General features: G+C 69.9%; 20 protein-coding genes. 8 read left to right on the top strand and 12 right to left on the bottom strand.

What is annotated here, in order from left to right; translation table 11 throughout:
* Positions 1 to 1,278: an extracellular solute-binding protein gene (locus tag BLT23_RS30240; RefSeq protein ID WP_090055085.1), complete on the bottom strand. Its 1,278-nt coding sequence runs from the start codon at positions 1,276 to 1,278 to the stop codon at positions 1 to 3.
* Between the two features lie 82 nt (positions 1,279 to 1,360).
* Positions 1,361 to 2,032 (bottom strand): copper homeostasis protein CutC, encoded by a 672-nt coding sequence (locus BLT23_RS30235; protein ID WP_090055082.1) that lies wholly within the window; start codon positions 2,030 to 2,032, stop codon positions 1,361 to 1,363.
* Positions 2,033 to 2,375: 343 nt separating this feature from the next.
* Between BLT23_RS30235 and BLT23_RS30230 the strand changes: the two genes are divergently transcribed.
* Together BLT23_RS30230 and BLT23_RS30225 are read left to right on the top strand one after the other, a co-directional pair.
* A complete protein-coding gene (locus BLT23_RS30230) occupies positions 2,376 to 2,981 on the top strand; it encodes an RNA polymerase sigma factor (RefSeq protein ID WP_090055079.1) in 606 nt (201 codons plus the stop codon).
* 5 nt (positions 2,982 to 2,986) lie between these two features.
* Entirely contained in the window at positions 2,987 to 3,463 is a 477-nt protein-coding gene (locus tag BLT23_RS30225; RefSeq protein ID WP_425434428.1) for a carboxypeptidase regulatory-like domain-containing protein, read from the top strand.
* A gap of 119 nt (positions 3,464 to 3,582) precedes the next feature.
* Here the strand turns inward: BLT23_RS30225 and BLT23_RS30220 are convergent, their stop codons facing one another.
* Together BLT23_RS30220 and BLT23_RS30215 are read right to left on the bottom strand one after the other, a co-directional pair.
* Positions 3,583 to 3,780, bottom strand: coding sequence for a DUF397 domain-containing protein (locus BLT23_RS30220; protein WP_090055075.1), 198 nt, complete (start codon positions 3,778 to 3,780; stop codon positions 3,583 to 3,585).
* Positions 3,781 to 3,804: 24 nt separating this feature from the next.
* Positions 3,805 to 4,689, bottom strand: coding sequence for a helix-turn-helix domain-containing protein (locus BLT23_RS30215; protein WP_090055073.1), 885 nt, complete (start codon positions 4,687 to 4,689; stop codon positions 3,805 to 3,807).
* A 193-nt stretch (positions 4,690 to 4,882) separates the two neighbouring features.
* Here BLT23_RS30215 and BLT23_RS30210 point away from each other — a divergent pair, with 193 nt between their 5' ends.
* Positions 4,883 to 5,542 carry a hypothetical protein gene (locus tag BLT23_RS30210; RefSeq protein ID WP_218133938.1) on the top strand — a complete coding sequence of 220 codons (660 nt, stop codon included), beginning with the start codon at positions 4,883 to 4,885 and terminating at the stop codon, positions 5,540 to 5,542.
* A 27-nt stretch (positions 5,543 to 5,569) separates the two neighbouring features.
* On the opposite strand, the gene BLT23_RS30205 is transcribed toward BLT23_RS30210, so the two are convergent.
* From BLT23_RS30205 to BLT23_RS30185, 5 genes are all read right to left on the bottom strand, one after another.
* The gene (locus tag BLT23_RS30205) at positions 5,570 to 6,055 is read right to left on the bottom strand and encodes an Imm1 family immunity protein (RefSeq protein ID WP_176946978.1); all 486 of its coding nucleotides are present in this window, start codon (positions 6,053 to 6,055) and stop codon (positions 5,570 to 5,572) included.
* 224 nt (positions 6,056 to 6,279) lie between these two features.
* Entirely contained in the window at positions 6,280 to 7,899 is a 1,620-nt protein-coding gene (gene groL, locus BLT23_RS30200) for a chaperonin GroEL (protein ID WP_090055069.1), read from the bottom strand.
* 229 nt (positions 7,900 to 8,128) lie between these two features.
* Complete coding sequence (locus tag BLT23_RS30195; protein ID WP_090055067.1) at positions 8,129 to 9,355, bottom strand: serine/threonine-protein kinase; 1,227 nt, start codon at positions 9,353 to 9,355, stop codon at positions 8,129 to 8,131.
* 93 nt (positions 9,356 to 9,448) lie between these two features.
* Positions 9,449 to 9,655, bottom strand: a complete 207-nt coding sequence (locus tag BLT23_RS30190) for a cold-shock protein (protein WP_030470913.1) — start codon at positions 9,653 to 9,655, stop codon at positions 9,449 to 9,451.
* A gap of 86 nt (positions 9,656 to 9,741) precedes the next feature.
* A complete protein-coding gene (locus tag BLT23_RS30185; RefSeq protein WP_090055450.1) occupies positions 9,742 to 10,383 on the bottom strand; it encodes an AIM24 family protein in 642 nt (213 codons plus the stop codon).
* A 71-nt stretch (positions 10,384 to 10,454) separates the two neighbouring features.
* On the opposite strand from BLT23_RS30185, the gene moeA reads away from it, so the two are divergent.
* The 4 genes from moeA (at position 10,455) to pssA (ending at position 14,949) form a co-directional block, all read left to right on the top strand.
* A complete protein-coding gene (gene moeA / locus BLT23_RS30180) occupies positions 10,455 to 11,651 on the top strand; it encodes a molybdopterin molybdotransferase MoeA (RefSeq protein WP_281248920.1) in 1,197 nt (398 codons plus the stop codon).
* Positions 11,652 to 11,673: 22 nt separating this feature from the next.
* Positions 11,674 to 13,083, top strand: a complete 1,410-nt coding sequence (locus BLT23_RS30175; protein ID WP_090055065.1) for a M48 family metallopeptidase — start codon at positions 11,674 to 11,676, stop codon at positions 13,081 to 13,083.
* A 202-nt stretch (positions 13,084 to 13,285) separates the two neighbouring features.
* Entirely contained in the window at positions 13,286 to 13,981 is a 696-nt protein-coding gene (locus tag BLT23_RS30170; RefSeq protein WP_090055063.1) for a phosphatidylserine decarboxylase, read from the top strand.
* Complete coding sequence (pssA, locus tag BLT23_RS30165; protein ID WP_090055061.1) at positions 13,981 to 14,949, top strand: CDP-diacylglycerol--serine O-phosphatidyltransferase; 969 nt, start codon at positions 13,981 to 13,983, stop codon at positions 14,947 to 14,949. The genes BLT23_RS30170 and pssA overlap by 1 nt, the downstream gene beginning before the upstream one ends.
* 51 nt (positions 14,950 to 15,000) lie before the next feature.
* On the opposite strand, the gene BLT23_RS30160 is transcribed toward pssA, so the two are convergent.
* The 3 genes from BLT23_RS30160 to BLT23_RS30150 all read right to left on the bottom strand — a co-directional run bounded on the left by BLT23_RS30160 (position 15,001) and on the right by BLT23_RS30150 (position 16,456).
* On the bottom strand, positions 15,001 to 15,318 hold the full coding sequence (locus tag BLT23_RS30160; RefSeq protein WP_090055058.1) for a hypothetical protein: 318 nt from the start codon (positions 15,316 to 15,318) through the stop codon (positions 15,001 to 15,003).
* A gap of 159 nt (positions 15,319 to 15,477) precedes the next feature.
* Positions 15,478 to 15,888: an SUKH-3 domain-containing protein gene (locus BLT23_RS40260; RefSeq protein ID WP_176946977.1), complete on the bottom strand. Its 411-nt coding sequence runs from the start codon at positions 15,886 to 15,888 to the stop codon at positions 15,478 to 15,480.
* Position 15,889: 1 nt separating this feature from the next.
* Positions 15,890 to 16,456, bottom strand: a complete 567-nt coding sequence (locus BLT23_RS30150) for a hypothetical protein (protein ID WP_143036092.1) — start codon at positions 16,454 to 16,456, stop codon at positions 15,890 to 15,892.
* A gap of 134 nt (positions 16,457 to 16,590) precedes the next feature.
* On the opposite strand from BLT23_RS30150, the gene BLT23_RS30145 reads away from it, so the two are divergent.
* On the top strand, positions 16,591 to 18,744 hold the full coding sequence (locus BLT23_RS30145; protein WP_090055050.1) for an AAA family ATPase: 2,154 nt from the start codon (positions 16,591 to 16,593) through the stop codon (positions 18,742 to 18,744).
* Positions 18,745 to 18,768 lie beyond the last annotated feature (24 nt).

The raw sequence follows: 18,768 nt of genomic DNA, 5'->3' as shown, positions 1-18,768 counted from the left end.
TCACGACGTGAAGGCCGCGTTCATGGTCTTGGCCGCGTCGGCCGTGGCGGTGTCGACGTCCTTGGCGCCGGTGACGATCTCCTGGATCATCGTCGGCACCACCGCCTGCGCGTCGATCTTCGCCCACGCCGGGGTGACGGGGACGAACCGCGTGCCGGACTGCAGCGTCTTCGTGAACGGCTCCAGGAACTTGTCGGAGTCGCTGACCTGCTGCTGCACGTCGGCGAAGGTCGGCAGGTTGCCCATCGCCGTGTACATCTTCTGCTGGTACTTCTTCGACGCGAGCAGCTGCGTGAACTCGGTCGCGAGCGTCTTGCGCTGCGTGCCCTTCATGACGCCGAGCAGGTTGCCGCCGGCGAACGCGGGCGCGATCGAGCCCTTGTCCTTGCCGGGCAGCGGGACGACGCCGTACTTGCCGGCGGCGCTGGAGGCGTCGACGGACTTGCGGTTGAAGTCGCCGCCGATGGTCATCGCGGCCTTGCCCGCGCGGAACGCCTCGACGCTCGCGTCACCGCCGTTGCCCGCGCAGGTGGCGGGCGGGCAGATGTCGTCCTTGATCAGCTCGGTGTACTTCGCGACACCGGCCTTCGCCTCGGCGCTGTCGATCGTGGCGGTGAACTTGCCGCCGTCGGCCTTGGCGATGTCCCCGCCCTGCGCCCAGATGTAGGGCAGCGCGGCGAACAGGTACTTGCCACCGGCCGAGATGCCGATCATCTCCGGCTTCTTCTGCCGGATCTCCCTGGCCGTCGTGGCGATCTCGTCGAGCGTCTCCGGCACGTCGATGCCGAGCTCGTCGAACACGTCGGTGCGGTAGTACAGCGCCCGCACGCCGACGAACCACGGCACGCCGTAGGTCTTGCCGTCGACCTTCGCCGTGTCGAGGATCGTCGGAACGAGGTCCTTCGACTCCTCCCACCCGTTCAGGTCGAGCTCGGAGAAGCCACCGGCGGAGACGAAGCCCGCCAGGTCGGTGTTGCCGAACTCGGCGACGTCCGGAGCGCTCTTCTGGTCGCTGAACGCGGCCTTGAAGCGCTCGGCGCGGCTCGCCACCTGGATGTACTGGACGTCCACCGTGACGCCGCTGTGCGCGGCCTGGAACTCGGAGACGGCCTCCTTCACCACGGCCTCCTTGGGGCCGCGGTTGACCTCGTCGAACAGCCACACGCGCAGCTGCCCTGTCTGCTCGTCGGTGCCGGAGCTGGCCGGTCCGGACTGGACCGGTGCGCAGGCGACCACCGCGCCCACCCCCAGCACGGCCACGATCGTCTTCAGCCGCATCGTCGCGCCCTCCACGTTGCGTATAGTGCAACTGCTATTTCACAGGAAGCAACGTGACTGTAGAACGGACCGGAGCAAGGGTCTAGACCAGAAGAGTGACCCATTCACGGACAGCCGCGCCGTCGACAGGTGAGGACCACCCGCCGGGACGCACCGCACTGCCGACGTGGAAGCCCGTCACGCCCGCTGCCAGCAGTTCCGCGACGTGCCGCTGGTGCAGCCCGCCGCCGACGAGCAGCGCGGGCGGGGCCTGGGTCACCAGTTTCTTCAGTTTTTCGATGCCATCCTCCACCCCGCGGGAGCTGCCGGCGGCGAGGACCGTGTCGCACCCGAGCGCCTGGACGGCCGCCCACGAGCGGAAGACGTCGTTCGAGTTGTCCAGCGCGCGGTGGAACGTCCAGGCACATCCTTCCAACTCCGCGACGAGGCCCGAGGTGACGCCCTCGTCGACTTCTCCCTCCGCGTCGAGGAAACCGAGCACGAACTCCGCGGCACCCGCCTCCCGCAGCTCCGCCGCCTGACGACGCAGCCGCGTGAGGTCACCGGGCGCGAACCCGGCGGCGTCCCGCAGCATTACGCGGATCGGGAGGTCGACGGCCGCGCGGACCTCCCTGAAGGTGGCGACGGACGGGGTGAGCCCGTCGGAGGCCATGTCGGCGACCAGCTCGAGCCGGTCTGCACCGCCCGCCTGGGCGGCCTCCGCGTCCGGCGCGTCGAGGGCGATCACTTCGAGAATCGGCATGGTCTGGACCATATCGGTCAGCGTCATGTGCTTTGGCGAATCGGGAGCCGCGTCGCGGTTCCGCGCGTCGAACGCTGTATCTGCTCGCCGGAGTTCCGCTCTTACTCCAGTGAGCGCTGTCCAAGACGTGGAGCACCAGCTTCGGCCGGTTCGAGGGGTGCCGGCCGACGCGCGCTCCCACACCGGCGGCCCGTGATGCGAGGGGGGATCACGGGCCGCCGGCACGTCCGGGGAAAGATGAGGTTCAGCTCGGCGGCGATACTGCTCCATTCGAGTGGTTTTTGTATCTACCGCCCAGTTAGCCCTTCATGAGTTGGCGGACGGCGCTGACAGGGCGGCCGATCGGAGGTGCTGCATGGACGAGCTGCACACGGCGGACGACCGTCCGCCGTGGGACGGGCTTGAAGGCACCGAACGTCACGCGGTCTGCGTGGCGGCTGCCCGCGAGGGCAACCGGAACGCCCTGGACGTCCTCGTGACCGAGCTGAACCCCCTGCTGTGGCACGTCGCCCGCGGCCAGGGACTCGACCGGACCGCCGCCGAGGACGTCGTCCAGACGGTGTGGCTCGCCTTCCTCAAGAACATCGAGAACATCCACGAGCCAAAAGCCCTGGTCGGATACCTCGTTGTCACGACGAGGCGTGAAGCGCGCCGAACCTGGACACCCAACAAGCGTGAGACGCACCTGTCCGACGAGTTCGCGGAACAGCTCGAATCCGACACCGGCCTGCCCGAGGACGTGACGCTGATGGACGACCGCGACCGCCGCCTGTGGCTCGCGTTCGGCCGACTGACGACGAGGTGCCAGGAACTGCTCCGGCTCACCGTGCTCGCGGGTCGCGCCGAGTACCGAGCAGTCGCCGAGGCGCTCGCCATGCCCCACGGCAGCATCGGTCCGACCAGGGGACGGTGCCTGACCCTGCTGCGCAACTACCTGGAGACGGAAGGAGGATCGCGGTGAACGAGATCGACCCGCGCGACGACCGCAGGGGCCTTGAGGACACCGCAGTCCTCTCCGAACTGGCCAGGCTCGTGGACGAACTGGACCCACCGCCCGCCGACCTCGTGGACCGCGTGAAGTTCGCGATAGCCCTGGAGTCCCTCGACGTCGAGGTGGCCCGCTGGGAACGAGCGGGCTCGTTCGCGGGCGTCCGCGGCGGCCAGACCGGCACCATCACCTTCACGGTCGACAACCTGACCCTGATGGTGAACTTCACCTCGACCGGCTCCCGCCACCGCATAGACGGCTGGCTGGTCCCGGCGGGCGAACACGAGGTAGAGGTCCGCGTGGCCGGCGACAAGTCGTCGACCACCCGAGCCGACGACGGAGGCCGCTTCGTCCTGCCCGACGTCCCGACCGGCACCACCCAGATCCTGGTGCACCTGGTGAACTCGCGCGGTGAACCGGGCCGCACCGTGGTGACGCCGACGATCATGCTGTGACGTTCTGACTGGGGCTTTCTGGGGTTTCTGGGGTTCTCGGTTTTCGCTGCGCTTCGGCCGCGGGGGCGGCCACCTCGCCATCGGGCGGTCCTTCGAGGTGGACGCCCCCGCAGGGCTCGTCAGAGGCGACCGCTCTTGGCCGCGTCGACGAAACGGTTCAACGCGCCCGCACTCATGACCAGCACGTCTCCCCCGGCGTTCTTGCTGTCACGCACGGCGGCGTGCTCGCCGATCAGCGCCAGTTCGACGCACTGACCTCCGTTGCCACCGGAGTGGCTCGACCTGCGCCACGCCGCGTTGTCCAGGTCCGGGACCATGCCCGCACCTCCTCCGTGTTGCCGTCACAGTTGCCGGGCAACAGTATCGAGCAGCTCGACGGACTCCGAGGGTGACAACGCACTGGCCAGCAGCGCCTGCCAGGTCGTCTCGTAGGACTCGACGCGACCGGCCTCCGACACGAAGATCCCGTCGGTCAGGTTCTCGGTGTAGGCCACGACGGTGCCGTCCGGCGGCGTGAACAACGTGAACGGGAACCCGCAGGCGGAGTGAGCACCGGCCGAGAACGGCACGACCTGGACGACCACCGGCCCGGCCGCTCCACGCCGCTTGTCGCCACCGCGCCGGCGCCGGGTCAGCTCGACCAGATGCCGCAACTGCTCGCGCATCCCGTCCGGACCGCCGATCTCACGCCGGATGACACCTTCGCTCAACACGAGATGCAGCTGTGGCGGATCTTCCCCGCGGAGACGCTCCTCCAAGAAGCGCTGCCTCGCCTGACGGGCCTGCACCAGCCTCGGCACATCACCGGGGCGGTGCAACGTGCTCGCCTCGATCACACTCCGCATGTACGTCTCGGTCTGCGCCAAGCCATTGATGAGTTCCGGGTCGTAGGTCCGGATCAGGGTGGCGCTTTCCTCGGTCCCGAAGTACTTGCGGAGTCCCTCCGGCACGGCGGTGCCCCACGGCGTCGGCGGACGGCGTCTCTTCGCCTCCTTGCCGAGCTGCTTGAGCTCGTCACGCTCTTTGCCTTTGACACCAAGCAGGTCGAGCAGCCTGTCCAGTTCGGACGCGTTGACTCCGACATCGCCTCGCAGGATGCGGAACACCTTGGCGGCCGAGCAGTCGAGAGCCTCGGCGATCTCGGCCTTGCCGAGCCCGGCGCGGTCCATCAGCTCGCTCAGGCGCTTGCCGAGGCTCTTCTTGAAGTCGGTCGGGCCCTGCGTCATCTCCGCTTCTCCTTCTGATCATGGACAGTCTGCCCGATCTGCGCAGGCCCGCGAATCGCTCGATCGTGTATCTATCCAAGCTGCAATCGCGGTTTTAGGGTCGTTCTGCTCGCACATCTCGTCGCGAGCACCCGTCCTGGGCTCCTTCGTCACAGTTGCGGCCCAGGGCGGGCTCTGCCAGGAGAAGACCGCGGTGGCGGTCGTCCTCTTTGGACTCAGGGACGTCACCGTCGCGAAGGGAACGCGGATGGGCAAGCCGGTCGTGATCGCGCCGTACATCACGCAGTGGACCGCGGAACAAGACCTGAGCCCTCGTCCGGTGCTCGGCCCGGACGGCATCGGCTACGCGAGCGAACTGACGAGCGACAGAGACGACCACGGGGTGCTCTGGCACCAGGTCAGCGAACGTCGCGGAGCGGGCAAGCCGGAGTTCGGCAAGGTGCACCCGGCACGCCAGCGCCGCGCCATGGCCGAACTGCTCTGCCAGGTCTGCGCCGGACCCGCCGACCGGACTCCCGACGGCGTCCTGTGGCTGCTGCGCGACTTCCAGGGCGACTGGCCGGGATGGCCGGAGGGCATGGGTTCGGTCGAACCTCCCGTCTGCGCGCACTGCGTGGCGACTTCGGTGCGACGCTGCCCGGCACTGCAACGAGGCGCGGTCGCGGTGCGCGCCCGCGAGTTCCCGATCGCGGGAGTGCGCGGCACGGTGTACCGGCAAGGGCTGCTCGGTCCCGCGCTCGCCGGTGTCGCGAACCTCCCCTACGAGGACCCCGCCCGGCGTTGGATGGTCGCCGCGGCCCAGATCCGCGAGCTCCGCCGCTGCACCGTCATCCCTGTCGGCGACCTCCTCTGACCCCGCCGGACACCGGTTCGAAGGCCGTCAGGAGACGAGCGACTCCTGCCAGTGCACGCAGGCCGGGCGTTCACCGGTCTGACGGAACTCCTCCAGCGCCGCGACGACGCGGTCGATCGGAAGTGCGGCATCGGCCGGGAACGGTGTCCTGGTGTCCACATCGACGTACAGGACCGGTGCATCCGTGGAGGGCTGCTCGTTCAAGGTGACGTACACCCCGGTCGAGGTGTCACCTTCCTCCGGCGGTTCCCACGACTCCGGGCTCAGGAACAACAAGGCACCCACGCGCTCTGGACCCGCGACGGCAAGTTCGACCAACGTGTCCGGTTCGTCGTACGGCCCGATCTTGGGACGCTCACGAGCGACGATCTGCACCGGGTGCGGCTGCGCGTGCGCCAGTACGTACCCCACCAGTTCCCTCAGCTCGGAGTTCGAGCTGACGGCCACCGGAGTGTTCGCATGCCTGGTCCTGTCGTCCTCGCGGTAGTACCAGATGTCAAGCGTGTAGCTCACCGGGCGACCCTCCCGTGAAACGTGTGGGACCTCCGCGCGCTTCACACCAGCGCCAGCCAAGCGGCCACGCGAGGTGGAGGTTCGGACACCCGCCCCGGCGAAGGGGTGCACCCACCCCGTCGCAAGGCGAATCGTCGCACCTCACCAAAGCCGCGGAAAACACGAAAAAGCCCGGCCCGCCCCGAGGGGGCGAACCGGGCCCTTCCAGACCTGAGAGCCGAAACTCAGAAGTCCATGCCGCCGGCGTCAGGCGCGGCCGGAGCGGCGTTCTTCTCCGGCTTGTCCGCGACGACGGCCTCGGTCGTCAGGAACAGCGCGGCGATGGACGCGGCGTTCTGCAGCGCGGAACGCGTGACCTTGGCCGGGTCGATGATGCCCGCGGCCACGAGGTCCTTGTACTCGCCGGTCGCGGCGTCGAGACCCTCGCCCGCGGGCAGGGACTTGACGCGCTCGACGACGACGCCACCCTCGAGACCGGCGTTGACCGCGATCTGCTTGAGGGGAGCCTCGACGGCGACCTTGACGATGTTGGCACCGGTGGCCTCGTCGCCCGTGAGCTTCAGGCCCGCGAAGGCGGCCTCGGCGGCCTGGAGCAGCGCGACGCCACCACCGGCGACGATGCCCTCCTCGACGGCGGCCTTGGCGTTGCGCACCGCGTCCTCGATGCGGTGCTTGCGCTCCTTGAGCTCGACCTCGGTGGCCGCGCCCGCCTTGATGACGGCGACGCCGCCGGCGAGCTTGGCGAGGCGCTCCTGGAGCTTCTCGCGGTCGTAGTCGGAGTCCGACTTCTCGATCTCGGCGCGGATCTGGTTGACGCGACCCTGGATCTGGTCGGCGTCGCCCGAGCCCTCGACGATGGTCGTCTCGTCCTTGGTGACGACGACCTTGCGGGCCTTGCCCAGCAGCGAGATGTCGGCGTTCTCCAGCTTGAGGCCGACGTCCTCGGTGATGACCTGGCCACCGGTGAGGGTGGCGATGTCCTGGAGGATGGCCTTGCGGCGGTCACCGAAGCCGGGCGCCTTGACGGCGACGGACTTGAAGGTGCCGCGGATCTTGTTGACGACCAGCGTGGCCAGGGCCTCGCCCTCGACGTCCTCGGAGATGATCAGCAGCGGCTTGCCGGACTGCATGACCTTCTCGAGCAGCGGGAGCAGGTCCTTGACCGTGGAGATCTTGGAGCCGAACAGCAGGATGTACGGGTCCTCGAGGACCGCTTCCTGACGCTCGGGGTCGGTCACGAAGTAACCGGAGATGTAACCCTTGTCGAAGCGCATGCCCTCGGTGAGCTCGAGCTCGAGCCCCAGGGTGTTGCTCTCCTCGACGGTGATGACGCCTTCCTTGCCCACCTTGTCCATCGCCTCGGCGATGAGCTCGCCGATCGTGGGGTCGGCGGCGGAGATGGACGCGGTAGCAGCGATCTGCTCCTTCGTCTCGATCTCCTTGGCGGCCTTCAGCAGCTGCTCGGCGACCGCCTCGACGGCCTGCTCGATGCCCCGCTTGAGGCCGAGCGGGTTGGCGCCGGCGGCCACGTTGCGCAGGCCCTCGCGGACCAGCGCCTGGGCGAGCACGGTCGCGGTGGTGGTGCCGTCACCGGCAACGTCGTCGGTCTTCTTCGCGACTTCCTTGACGAGCTCGGCCCCGATCTTCTCCCACGGGTCCTCGAGCTCGATCTCCTTCGCGATGGAGACGCCGTCGTTGGTGATCGTCGGCGCACCCCACTTCTTCTCGAGCACGACGTTGCGGCCCTTCGGGCCGAGCGTCACCTTGACGGCGTCAGCGAGGGTGTTCATACCCCGCTCGAGACCGCGGCGGGCGTCCTCGTCGAACGCAATCATCTTGGCCATTGCGGTGTGTTCCTCCGCCTTTGTGGTTTCTGGGCCACTGCGGGCCGGCAGGGCCCACAGCGGAACACGGTGCGATTGGCCAGGTTCGGTGCCCGCGACGGACGACTCCCCCGCCTCGCGGCGGAGGGCCTCACCTTCCCAGCCTCACTTCGTTGGCACTCGACTCAGCCGAGTGCTAAGACGTGTTTAGCACTCGGCCACGTCGAGTGCAAGCCGCCTCAGGTGACTCTCAGCCGGTGGTGCGCACCGGGACGGAGGTCGGCAGTGGCTTGCGGGAGGTCGTCTCGTCGTCGCCGATGTTGAGCGTCGGGGAGGAGTTCGTCTTGGGCTGACGAGCGGGTTCGTCCCCGGGAGACAGGATGATGACGACGATGACGATCACCACGATCGCCACCGCGGCGGCGACGACCGGCGCGAACCACGCGGGCCGTTCCTTGCGGGTCGGCGTGAAAGCGCTCACGCCGACCTGGTTCGGCGGGCGCAGGCGGACCGGGTCCGACAGCGGCGACTGCTGGTAGCCGGCCTGGTACGGGTTCTGCTGGCCGACCGGGCCGGACGCGGGCGACTGCTGCGCGGGCACGCCGCCGGAGGACGGCCCGAGCTGGGCGGGAACGGCTCCGGACGCGGCCCCGGCGAGCGCGACGCGCGCGGCGGCGACCAGCTCCGCGCAGCTCGCGAACCGCTGGGCCGGGTCCTTCGCGGTGCCCTTGCGGATCACCTCGTCTATCGCGGGCGGCAACGCCACGAGCTGCGACAACACCGGCACGTTCTGGCCGAGGTGGCCCGCGATGACCTCCTGCACGCCGCCCTGGAACGGCGGGCGGCCGGACAGGCAGGCGAAGAGCATGCAGGCGAGCGCGTACTGGTCGGTGCGGCCGTCGACGGGCTCACCGCGCAGGTGCTCCGGCGCCGCGTAGGTGGGCGAACCGAGGAAATCACCCGTACGGGTGCGGTGCCCGGTGGCGCCGCGGCGGGTCAGGCCGAAGTCGGCGACGTAGACGTGCTCGCGCACGCCCTCCTTGGTGGTCACCAGGACGTTGGCGGGCTTCACGTCCAGATGCACGAGGCCCTTGCCGTGCAGCATGTCGAGCGCCTCGGCCACCTGGCCGAGCAGCGTCAGCGTCCGTTCGGGGGTGAGCGGCCCCTCCTTGATGTGGCCGGCCAGGTCCTGGCCGTCCACGAGCCGCATGGCGATGTAGAGCAGGCCGTCGACCTCGTCGAAGTCGTACAGCGGCACGATGTTCGCGTGGTCGATGGCCGAGGTGTTGCGCGCCTCGTCCACGAACCGCTCGCGGAACTCCGCGTCGGGTGCGAGGTGCTCACCGATGACCTTGAGCGCGACCTTGCGGCCGAGCCTCACGTCCGTGGCCCGGTAGGTCACGCTCATGCCACCACGGCCGAGCACGCCGTCGATCCGGTAGTGGGCGATCCGCCGTCCGCTCAGGTCCTCAGACACGCGAGGCAGCCTAACGCCCGCCGAGATCGGCGTGCCCGGGGTTGGTCCAAGCTGTGATCAGAGGATCTCCGGCGCGGGGGTCCCGCGCGACGCCTAGCCGGCGCGGCGCACGTCCGACGCCTGGCTGCGCCCATCGCGTCCGGCCTGCACCTCGAACTCCACGCGATCGCCTTCGGAGAGCGTCCGGAAGCCTTCCATCTGGATCGCCGAGTAGTGCACGAACACGTCGGGCCCGCCGTCGGTTGCGATGAAGCCGTATCCCTTTTCGGAGTTGAACCACTTGACGGTACCGAGAGCCAAGGCGTCCTCCTTCAGATCACGCAAGCAGAACGCAACGCTAAAAGAAGAGGGGTCACTCGGATACCTCCTTACGGAGTCTTACGGAGTCACGAACGCGAGCTGACTCCGTTGGCGCGCAACCAGGTGGTGAGCCGGCGAGGTCCGCGCGTCTGGGTGATGACGGCACCGGGACCGGCGAAGTCGAAGACCAGGCCCTCACCGGTGTGAACGGACTGCACGCCGTCCGGGACCGAGGGCCGCAACCGGCACTGCACGCTGTCCGCGAACGCCACGACGTGATCGCTGCTGATGGTCACGGCCTCCCCCACCGCGAGCGTCACGAGGTCGAGCGCGCCGCAACAGGCGACGACCACCGCGCCCTGTCCCTGCGCGTAGTTCAGAAAGCCCTCGGCGCCGCCGAAGAGCGCTTTCACGACCGGTGCGCCGGGATTCATCACCACCGTGCTGCTGGACGCGATCCAGCCGTGCCGCGCGATGCACCAGCCGCTCGTCCCGTCGAGCTCGACGAGGTGCAGGTCGCCGGGCAGCACGGGGGCCGCGTCGACCCAGCCGCCCTCCACGCCCGCCGTGCACAGCGCCACGGCCTTGGGGCTCCCGCCCTTCACCTCGACCACGAGGCCGTAGCTCGTGGCGGCGATGGTCATCGGGTCGACCAGCACCATCTCGCCGGGCGCGAGCACGAGTCTCGCCACGCCGAACGTCGGTGTGTGCCTGGTCCGGACCTGCACGAACAACACCTCCGGTGAAGAACTGCGCGAAGCGATCGTCACGACCGGCGTGACGTTGGCAGTATGCAGTCGTGTCCCCCACGTCTGTCGCCGAACACCGTCAACGCGTCGCCGAGCTCGTCGGACTGATGCCCGTGCTGCAGCTGCCGCTCGAGGAGTGCCTCGGGCTCGTGCTGGCCGCCGACGTCATCGCGCCGCTGTCCCTGCCGCCGTTCGACAACTCCGCGATGGACGGGTACGCGGTGCGCGCGGCCGACCTGGCGGGCGGGCTGCCGGTGCGGCTCCCGGTCGCCGACGACATCCCGGCGGGCCGCGTGGAGCTGACCGCGCTGAAGCCCGGCACGGCCCAGCGGATCATGACGGGCGCCCCGGTGCCGCCCGGCGCGGACGCGGTGGTCCAGGTCGAGTGGACCGACGCGGGCACGGAGACCGTGACGGTCGAGCGGGCCGTCGCGGCCGGGGCGAACATCCGCACCGCGGGCGACGACGTGCGCAAGGGTGACGCGGTGCTGGTCGCGGGCACGGTGCTGCGCCCGTCCACGCTCGGGCTCGCCTCCGCGCTGGGGATCGCCGAGCTGCCGGTGCGGCGCCGCCCGCGCGTGCTGGTGCTGTCGACGGGCTCCGAGCTGGTCGAGCCCGGCACGCCGCTGGAGCCGGGGCAGATCTACGAGTCGAACGGCATGATGCTGGCCGCGTCGGTCAGGGACGCGGGCGGTGTCGCCGTCCGGCTGCGGTTCGTGCCGGACGACGTCGAGGCGTTCCACGAGGTCCTCCGCCCCCACCTCGGCTCCGTCGACGTGATCATGACCTCCGGAGGGGTCAGCGCGGGTGCGTACGAGGTGGTCAAGGACGCGCTGGCGACCCACGACGTGCGGTTCACGAAGGTCGCCATGCAGCCGGGCGGGCCGCAGGGCGCCGGCCGGTACGAGGGCCTGCCGGTGCTGGCGCTGCCGGGCAACCCGGTGAGCGCGCAGGTGTCGTTCGAGGTGTTCGTGCGGCCCGCGCTGCTGCGGTCGATGGGCCACCAGAACGTCGACAGGACGACCGCGCGGGCCACCCTGTCGGCGTCGCTCACGTCCCCGTCGGGGCGGACGCAGTTCCGCCGTGGCCTCTACGACCCGTCGTCGGGCGAGGTCGTGACCCCGGTCGGCGGTCCCGGCTCGCACCTGCTGTCGGCGCTCGCGCAGTCGAACTGCCTGATCGAGGTGCCGGAGGACGTCACGGAGCTGGCGGCGGGGGCCGAGGTCACCGTCAGACACCTGCAGTAGACGACCCGCTGGGGGCACGGGGATGAGAGCGGTGCTGGCGCTCGTGATGCTCGCGGGCTTCTTCGTGCTCGCGGTGGCGCTGACCGGCGGGCTGACGGCGCTCGCGGTCTGGCGGTTCTCGCTCGGCGACGTGGAAGGCGGCGCCTGGCTGCTCGTCGTCGCCGTGGCGCTGGGCGGCCCGGCGCTGTGGGCGTCGCTGCTGGCGGTGTTCGCGCGACCGCGGCCGTCCGGGTTCCGGATGTCCCGCGAGGAGCACCCCGAGCTGTGGCGGCACGTCGAGGAGCTGGCGCGCCTCGCGGGCACCCGCGGCCCCGACGACGTCCGGCTGGTCGACGGCGCGAACGCGAGCGTGTGGGAACGCCGCGGCGTGCGCTACCTGGAGCTCGGGCTGCCGCTGGTGGCCGGGCTGGGCGTCGGCGAGCTGCGCTCGGTGCTCGCCCACGAGCTCGGGCACTACGGCGGCGGCCACACCCGGATCGCGTCGGCCACCTACCGGGCGAAGCTCGCGCTGGAGCTGTCGCTGCGCGGCGACCGGATGTTCGGCCTGCTCAGCGCGTGGGCGCACCTCTACGCCCTGGTCGCCGCGTCGGAGAGCCGCGACCACGAGCGCTTCGCCGACGAGGTGGCGGTCGCCGCCGCCGGGCGGGACGCGGCGCGGCGGGCGTTGCTGCGCATCGGCCCGGTGGGCGAGGCGTGGGGCGACTACCTGGTGCACTACGTGTCGCTGGCGGTCGCGGCCGGGCGCACACCACCGCTGCTCGCGGGTTTCCGCGCCTACCTCGACCACCCGCGACGCGTGCACGCCCTCCGCTCCCTGGAGCGCGTGCTGGCCGACCGCGAACCGGCGTCGGTGTTCGACAGCCACCCGCCGATCCGCGACCGCGTCGCGGCGATGGCCTCGCTGGGCGGCGGCGACGTCCCCGTGGACGAGCGACCGGGCTGGACCCTGCTCTCCCGCGTCCCGCCGGAGGCCGTGTCGTCCCTGCTCGGCGTGGGAGGACCGGCCGCGACCTGGGACGAGGTCGTCGCGCTCAGCGGCCCCGCGCACGTGCGGCGGTACGCGGAGGCGCTGCGGCACGCCGGCCGGGTGAGCAGGGTCGGCGAGCGGCTGACGGACGTGCTGGCGGCGTTGGGACGGGGCGAGCTGCTCAAGCTGACCGGAGCGCCCGTGGACGCCTCGGCGACCCCGGAAGAGGTCCACGAGGCGGCCGTCGAGACCGTGACGGAACTCCTCGCGAACGCGGTCGCCCACGAGCTGGTCTCCTCCGGACGGGCGAGCCTGGAGCTCAACTGGGGAGGGATGTTCGTGCTGCGCCTGGCCGACGGAGCTGCGGTCCACCCGGAACCCCTGGTCGAGCCCGCCGTCCGGGACCCCGCCCACGTCCCCGGGGTGCGGTCGCGGCTGAGCGCGCTCGGCGTCGACGGACTGTGACAGAACGCTCACCACACGCCGTTGTTGGTCCATGTGACGGGGATTACACTCGACGTGGACGCCGGTCGGCCCGTGCGTTCGTCGGGGGACGCACGGGCCGACCGGCCACTTGTCTTCCCGGCACGCTCGCAGGCGGCTTGGCGTGTTGCCGTAGCGTGATGTCGCCCGACAACCCACCGAAGCTACGGAACCCACAGACACGATGAGCAGCGAGAAGCCCGTCTCCCACTTCCTCGAACTCGCGCGCGGCATGGTGCCGCCGATGCACCCGGCAGGGCGCCCGTTCGTCGCCGGTGCGGCGATCGCGACCCTCCTCGTCCGGCTGCGCTCCAAGCGGCTCGGCGTCGTCCTCGGCCTGCTCACGGCGTGGGTGGCGTGGTTCTTCCGCGAGCCGAAGAGGGTCACCCCGACCCGCCCGAACCTCGCGGTGGCCCCGGCCGACGGCACCGTCTCGCACGTGGTCGACGCCGTCCCGCCCGCCGAGCTGGGCCTCGGCTCGCAGCCGATGACGCGCGTCAGCGTGTTCCTCTCGGTCTTCGACGTGCACGTGCAGCGCGTGCCCGCGGAGGGCGAGGTCGTCCAGGTCTCGTACCACCCCGGCAAGTTCCTCTCGGCCGACCTCGACAAGGCGTCCGAGGAGAACGAGCGCAACACCGTGTGGCTGCGCACCACCAACGGCCACGACCTCGTCGTCGTGCAGATCGCCGGCCTGGTCGCGCGCCGCATCGTGTGCGAGGTCGCCGAGGGCGACAAGGTCACCGCCGGCCAGACCTACGGCCTGATCCGCTTCGGCTCGCGCGTGGACCTCTACGTGCCGCGCGGCAGCCGCGTCCTGGTCGAGGCAGGCCAGCGCACGATCGGCGGGGAGACCGTCCTCGCCGAGCTCCCGGAGGTCTGATGGCGCCCAGCGGGCCCGGCGTTCGCCTGCTGCCGAACGCGATCACGGTCCTGGCGATGTGCGCGGGCCTGTCGGCGGTGCACTTCGCGAACGTCGGCATGTGGGGCGCGGCCATCGCGTCGATCGCGGCCGCGGCCGTCTTCGACGGCCTCGACGGCCGCATCGCCCGCCTGCTGGACGCGACGTCCAAAATGGGCGCCGAGCTCGACTCCCTGGCCGACGCCATCTCGTTCGGCGTCGCGCCCGCCCTCGCGATCTACCTCTGGAAGTTCGAGGGCAACCGCGCGGGCTGGGTCATCGCGCTGATCTTCGCGGTCTGCATGGTGGTCCGCCTGGCCCGCTTCAACACGTTGCTGGAGAAGGAACAGCCGCCGTTCGCGAAGGAGTTCTTCGTCGGCGTCCCGGCTCCGGCAGGCGGGTTGTTGTTGCTGCTGCCCCTGATCATCGAAGAGCAGGTGCGCAGCGACGGCTGGTGGAACTCCCCGCTCGTCGTCGGCGTGTGGACGGTCGTGGTCGCGATGCTGCTGGTGTCGCGAATCCCCACCCTGTCCGTGAAGACCGTGAAGGTGCCGCCGCGCGCGGTGGCCCCGCTGCTGGTCGTCGTGGGTCTTCTGGCCGCCGCGGTCATCACTTACCCGTTGGTGGCTTTGATCATCGCGATGGTCGTGTACCTGGCGCACCTGCCCTACTCGGTGCGGCGGTACATGTGGCTGTCCAAGCACCCTGAGGCTTGGACCGTCACCGGGGCTGATCGCCGGGCCATCAAGCGGGCGCACGGGGTCGCCGCTCGGCGGCTCGGGCTGCGGCAGCCTTTGCAGAGCCGGGTGGCCGGTGCGGCCATGCGGGCCGTTCGTCGGCCTCGGCGGGATGCTTCCACCGCTGCCGCTGCGGAGGGGACGACTCCTACCGCTGGGAACCGGCGGCGGTCCTGGCGGCAGCTGGGGTTGAGGCGTCAGTCGAAGCCCTGATCGTTTGGATTGACTGAGGGCCGGACACGTTCTTCGTGTCCGGCCCTAGAACTACTTGCCGCGCGAAGATGGGAGGAACCAGACTTCCATCTTCGGCACAGCGTCTTCCAGTCGCTCCTCGAGTTCTCCAGAGGAGATCTCATCTTCGTCGAACGCGCGCCAAGCCTCGACCACCGCGTCGATGACGTCGATCTGCGCGATCATGAGGTCGGCGAGTTCATCCCCGCTCAGAGAGCGCTTCCCCTCGTCAATCATCCATGCCGCACCGGCAGCAACCGCAGAAATCCCCCTACCGGCCAGCCCGATAGCACGCCACGATACTCGCGTGTCGCCAGCTACTTTGAGGAAGACCTCCAAAGCGTCGGACATTTGCAGAGATCCACCTCCCTCACAACCAGAAACGCTCACCGCACGGTCGCTTCACCACACGCGGTTCCTCCGGCAGGACGGGCAGCGACCTGGCAGTCTCCACGAGCCTCTTCCGACCCGGCGACGTCTTTTCGAACTCCGCACTCATTTCGCTTCGCCTCACCGGATAGACCATTCGCCCAGCAGAACCGGCCGAACCCCTCTCCACATCATCGCGGACAGCTCATCGATGTTTTCTCCGTATCGGAAGATCAGCGAGTCAACCCCGGCGTAGAACTTCCCGTCGTCGCCGGAATAGACGGTCAAATGAAAGCTGTCCACGCCGAGCGGACACAAGCCGACTCCCGCCACCTCCGAGCACCGGTGAGCCACGTCCGCATCCGTCTCGGTGCACACCAAAGATGGATCGAACCAGGTCCAGCTCCAGACGATCTCTCCCAAGATGTTCTTAGCCGGAAGATGGCGGAACCTTCGGCCGTGGTATTCACGCAGAAAATTTCTGGCATGGGCGTTGGTGATGAACCCGACACTCTCAAGGCACGCCAGAGCCTCATCTACTTCGCGACGCAACTCACCCTCCTTCCACAGCTCTCGGTTCGTTCAGCGAGTCCTCGATAACAGACCTGTACTGCGCGAGATCCGCCCTTCTCACAGCCTCGACGAGGAAGAAGATCGACCGATCACGGAGACCGCTGTCGGCGAGTCCGCACTGAACGATCAGGTCGATGCACGCCGTTCGCGAATCCGCGTTGACCCCGGTCTCCAGGATCTCGACATAGGCCGGATACCCGCGGCAGACCTCTCGAAGGCAGTCCTCTACCGAGACCTCGCCGAAGGCGGTCGAGTCGCGTTCGTCCACGAAGCCGCCCGCGATGTCGGCGAGCAACCCGAGGATCAGGTCCTCCGAGTGCTCGCCGCGGTGCCACAGACCGTGCACCAGCGCAGAGGCCAACGCCGGCGAAACCTGCGAAAGCAGTCCGTTCCAGAAGACGAGGCTGTTGATTCGCGTGCAGGCTTCTTCGGCTTGCGCGCGATCCTTCGCCCGGACGAGGTCCAAGACCAGACGCGGCATCATGCCGACTTCGCCGCCAACACCTTGAAGATCCGCCCACGAGTGCCGCATGAGTTCCAGTTCCACATTCCCCCCAAGTGACAGCGTGTGCGAAACGGCTTCACTCGTCCACGAAGAAGAGCCCTTCGAGAGGCGACCAGCATGTCCGGGCCGGGCACGACAGTCCACCGAGATCAACGCGACGAACTAGAGTCGTCGCCGTGATCACGCTGACGGCTCGCCTGTCCCCGTCCGCACTGGACACCCGGCGCGGCGTTGTCCGCCTGCACCCCGAGGTGCTCGACGCCCTGGGCCTGCGGGCCTGGGACGCCGTGAAGCTCACCGGTGCCCGTGTCAGTGCGGCGCTCGCCGCCGCCGGGGAGCAGCCGCCCGGGGTGGTTCTGGTCGACGACGTCACCCTCACGAACCTCGGGGTCGTGGAGGGGGCGGAGATCGTCGTGGCGCCGGTGCGGGTGGCGGGTGCCCGGTCCATCACGGTGGCGGGGTCGCGGCTCGCGACCACGGCGTTGACGCCTGACCACGTGCGGATGGCGTTGACCGGCAAGGTGCTCACGGTGGGCGACAGCGTGTCGTTGTTGCCGCAGGACCTGGCTCCGCCGCCTGGTGCGAACGTGTCGGAGACGCGGCGGAAGCTGTCCAACGCCATCGGGATGACGTGGACGAACGAGCTGATCACCATCACGTCCGCCGACCCCTCGGGTCCGGTGGCGGTGCAGCCGTCGACGGTGGTGGGGTGGCGGTCTGCTTCGGCGCCTGCCGCCGAGGTGACGCCTGTGGTGGTGCAGGAGAAGCACGAGGCGTTGCCGGTCGCCGATCTGGTGGGGCAGCGGGAGCAGGCACGGCGGTTGACGGAGTGGCTGGAGCTGATGTTCCGGCAGCCAGAGCTGCTCACGAAGCTGGGGGCCGCCGCCCGGCTCGCCGCCATGGTCAGCGGGCCGGAGGGGGTGGGCAAGGCGACGCTCGTCCGGGCCGTGGCTCGGTCTGTGGGCGCTGAGGTCGTGGAGCTGGCCGCGCCGAGCATCGCCGTGCTGGAGCCGGGTGCGATGGCCAAGCAGCTCGGGGACGCGATCGCGGCGGTGCCCGACCAGCCGACGGTGTTGCTGCTGACGGACGTCGACGCGTTGCTGCCCACGGCGCCGCCGCCGGTGGCGACCGTGGTGCTGGACATGTTGCGGACGGCTGTGACGCGGCCGAACCTCGCGTTGGTCGTCACGTCGGCGCGGGCCGAGTCCGTGGACGCGCGGTTGCGTGCGCCGGATCTGGTGGACCGCGAGCTGACGTTGCCGTTGCCCGATGCGGCTGGGCGCACGGAGCTGCTGCGCGTGTTGCTGCGGGACGTCCCCGTCGAGTCCGATGTGGACTTCGGTGAGGTCGCTGCCCGCACGCCGGGGTTCGTGGCGGCCGACCTTTGCGCGCTGCGGCGGGAGGCCGCGGTCCGGGCGGCGTTGCGGCAGCGTGACGCCGAGGAACCCCGTGTGGGGCAAGAAGACCTGCTGGGCGCGTTGAACACGGTGCGGCCGATCTCGATGTCGGCGTCCGACACGGTGCAGACGGGTGGGCTGACGCTCGAAGACGTCGGCGACATGAAGGAGGTCAAGCAGGCGCTGACCGAGGCGGCGCTGTGGCCGCTGCGCTACCCGGACTCGTTCGCCCGGCTGGGCGTCGAGCCGCCGCGCGGCCTGCTCCTCTACGGTCCGCCCGGCTGCGGCAAGACGTTCCTGGTCCGCGCGCTGGCGGGGTCCGGCCAGCTCAACGTGCTCACGGTCAAGGGCGCGGAGCTGATGGACAAGTTCGTCGGCGAGTCGGAACGCGCCGTCCGCGAGCTCTTCCGCCGTGCCGCCGACGCCGCGCCCGCCCTGGTCTTCCTCGACGAGGTCGACGCCCTCGCCCCGCGCCGCGGCCAGTCGTCCGACTCGGGGGTGGCCGACCGGGTGGTGGCGGCGCTGCTGACCGAGCTGGACGGTGTCGAGCCGCTGCGGGACGTCGTGGTGATCGCCGCGACGAACCGGCCGGAGCTGATCGACCCGGCGTTGCTGCGGCCCGGCAGGCTGGAGCGCATCATCTACGTCCCGCCGCCCGACGCCGAGGCGCGCACGGAGATCCTGAAGGCGTCGTCCCGCAACACGCCGCTGGCTGGCGACGTCGACCTGGCCGTGCTGGCCACCGAGCTGGACATGTACTCGGCGGCGGACTGCGCGGCTCTGGTCCGCGAGGCGGCGCTCACGGCGATGCGGGAGTCGCTGGAGGCGGCGGAGGTGACGCAGGCGCACCTGGCCAAGGCACGCGAGGTGGTCCGGCCGTCCCTGGACGCCGCCCAGCTCGCGTCACTGGCCGCCTACGCCGAGAAGCGCTGAGCGAATCGGCGCGGTGGTGACCAT

Source organism: Lentzea fradiae, from assembly GCF_900100955.1.
Lineage (GTDB): Bacteria > Actinomycetota > Actinomycetes > Mycobacteriales > Pseudonocardiaceae > Lentzea > Lentzea fradiae.
The sequence above is the reverse complement of the archived record's forward strand: the minus strand, read 5'-3'. Positions and strand labels throughout refer to the sequence as shown.

Excerpts from the sequence above, each read along its gene's own strand:
- BLT23_RS30240 (WP_090055085.1), bottom strand. The coding sequence starts at position 1,278 with ATGCGGCTGAAGACGATCGTGGCCGTGCTGGGGGTGGGCGCGGTGGTC.
- BLT23_RS30235 (WP_090055082.1), bottom strand. The coding sequence starts at position 2,032 with ATGGTCCAGACCATGCCGATTCTCGAAGTGATCGCCCTCGACGCGCCG.
- BLT23_RS30230 (WP_090055079.1), top strand. The coding sequence starts at position 2,376 with ATGGACGAGCTGCACACGGCGGACGACCGTCCGCCGTGGGACGGGCTT.
- BLT23_RS30220 (WP_090055075.1), bottom strand. The coding sequence starts at position 3,780 with ATGGTCCCGGACCTGGACAACGCGGCGTGGCGCAGGTCGAGCCACTCC.
- BLT23_RS30215 (WP_090055073.1), bottom strand. The coding sequence starts at position 4,689 with ATGACGCAGGGCCCGACCGACTTCAAGAAGAGCCTCGGCAAGCGCCTG.
- groL (WP_090055069.1), bottom strand. The coding sequence starts at position 7,899 with ATGGCCAAGATGATTGCGTTCGACGAGGACGCCCGCCGCGGTCTCGAG.
- BLT23_RS30175 (WP_090055065.1), top strand. The coding sequence starts at position 11,674 with ATGAGAGCGGTGCTGGCGCTCGTGATGCTCGCGGGCTTCTTCGTGCTC.
- BLT23_RS30170 (WP_090055063.1), top strand. The coding sequence starts at position 13,286 with ATGAGCAGCGAGAAGCCCGTCTCCCACTTCCTCGAACTCGCGCGCGGC.
- pssA (WP_090055061.1), top strand. The coding sequence starts at position 13,981 with ATGGCGCCCAGCGGGCCCGGCGTTCGCCTGCTGCCGAACGCGATCACG.
- BLT23_RS30160 (WP_090055058.1), bottom strand. The coding sequence starts at position 15,318 with ATGTCCGACGCTTTGGAGGTCTTCCTCAAAGTAGCTGGCGACACGCGA.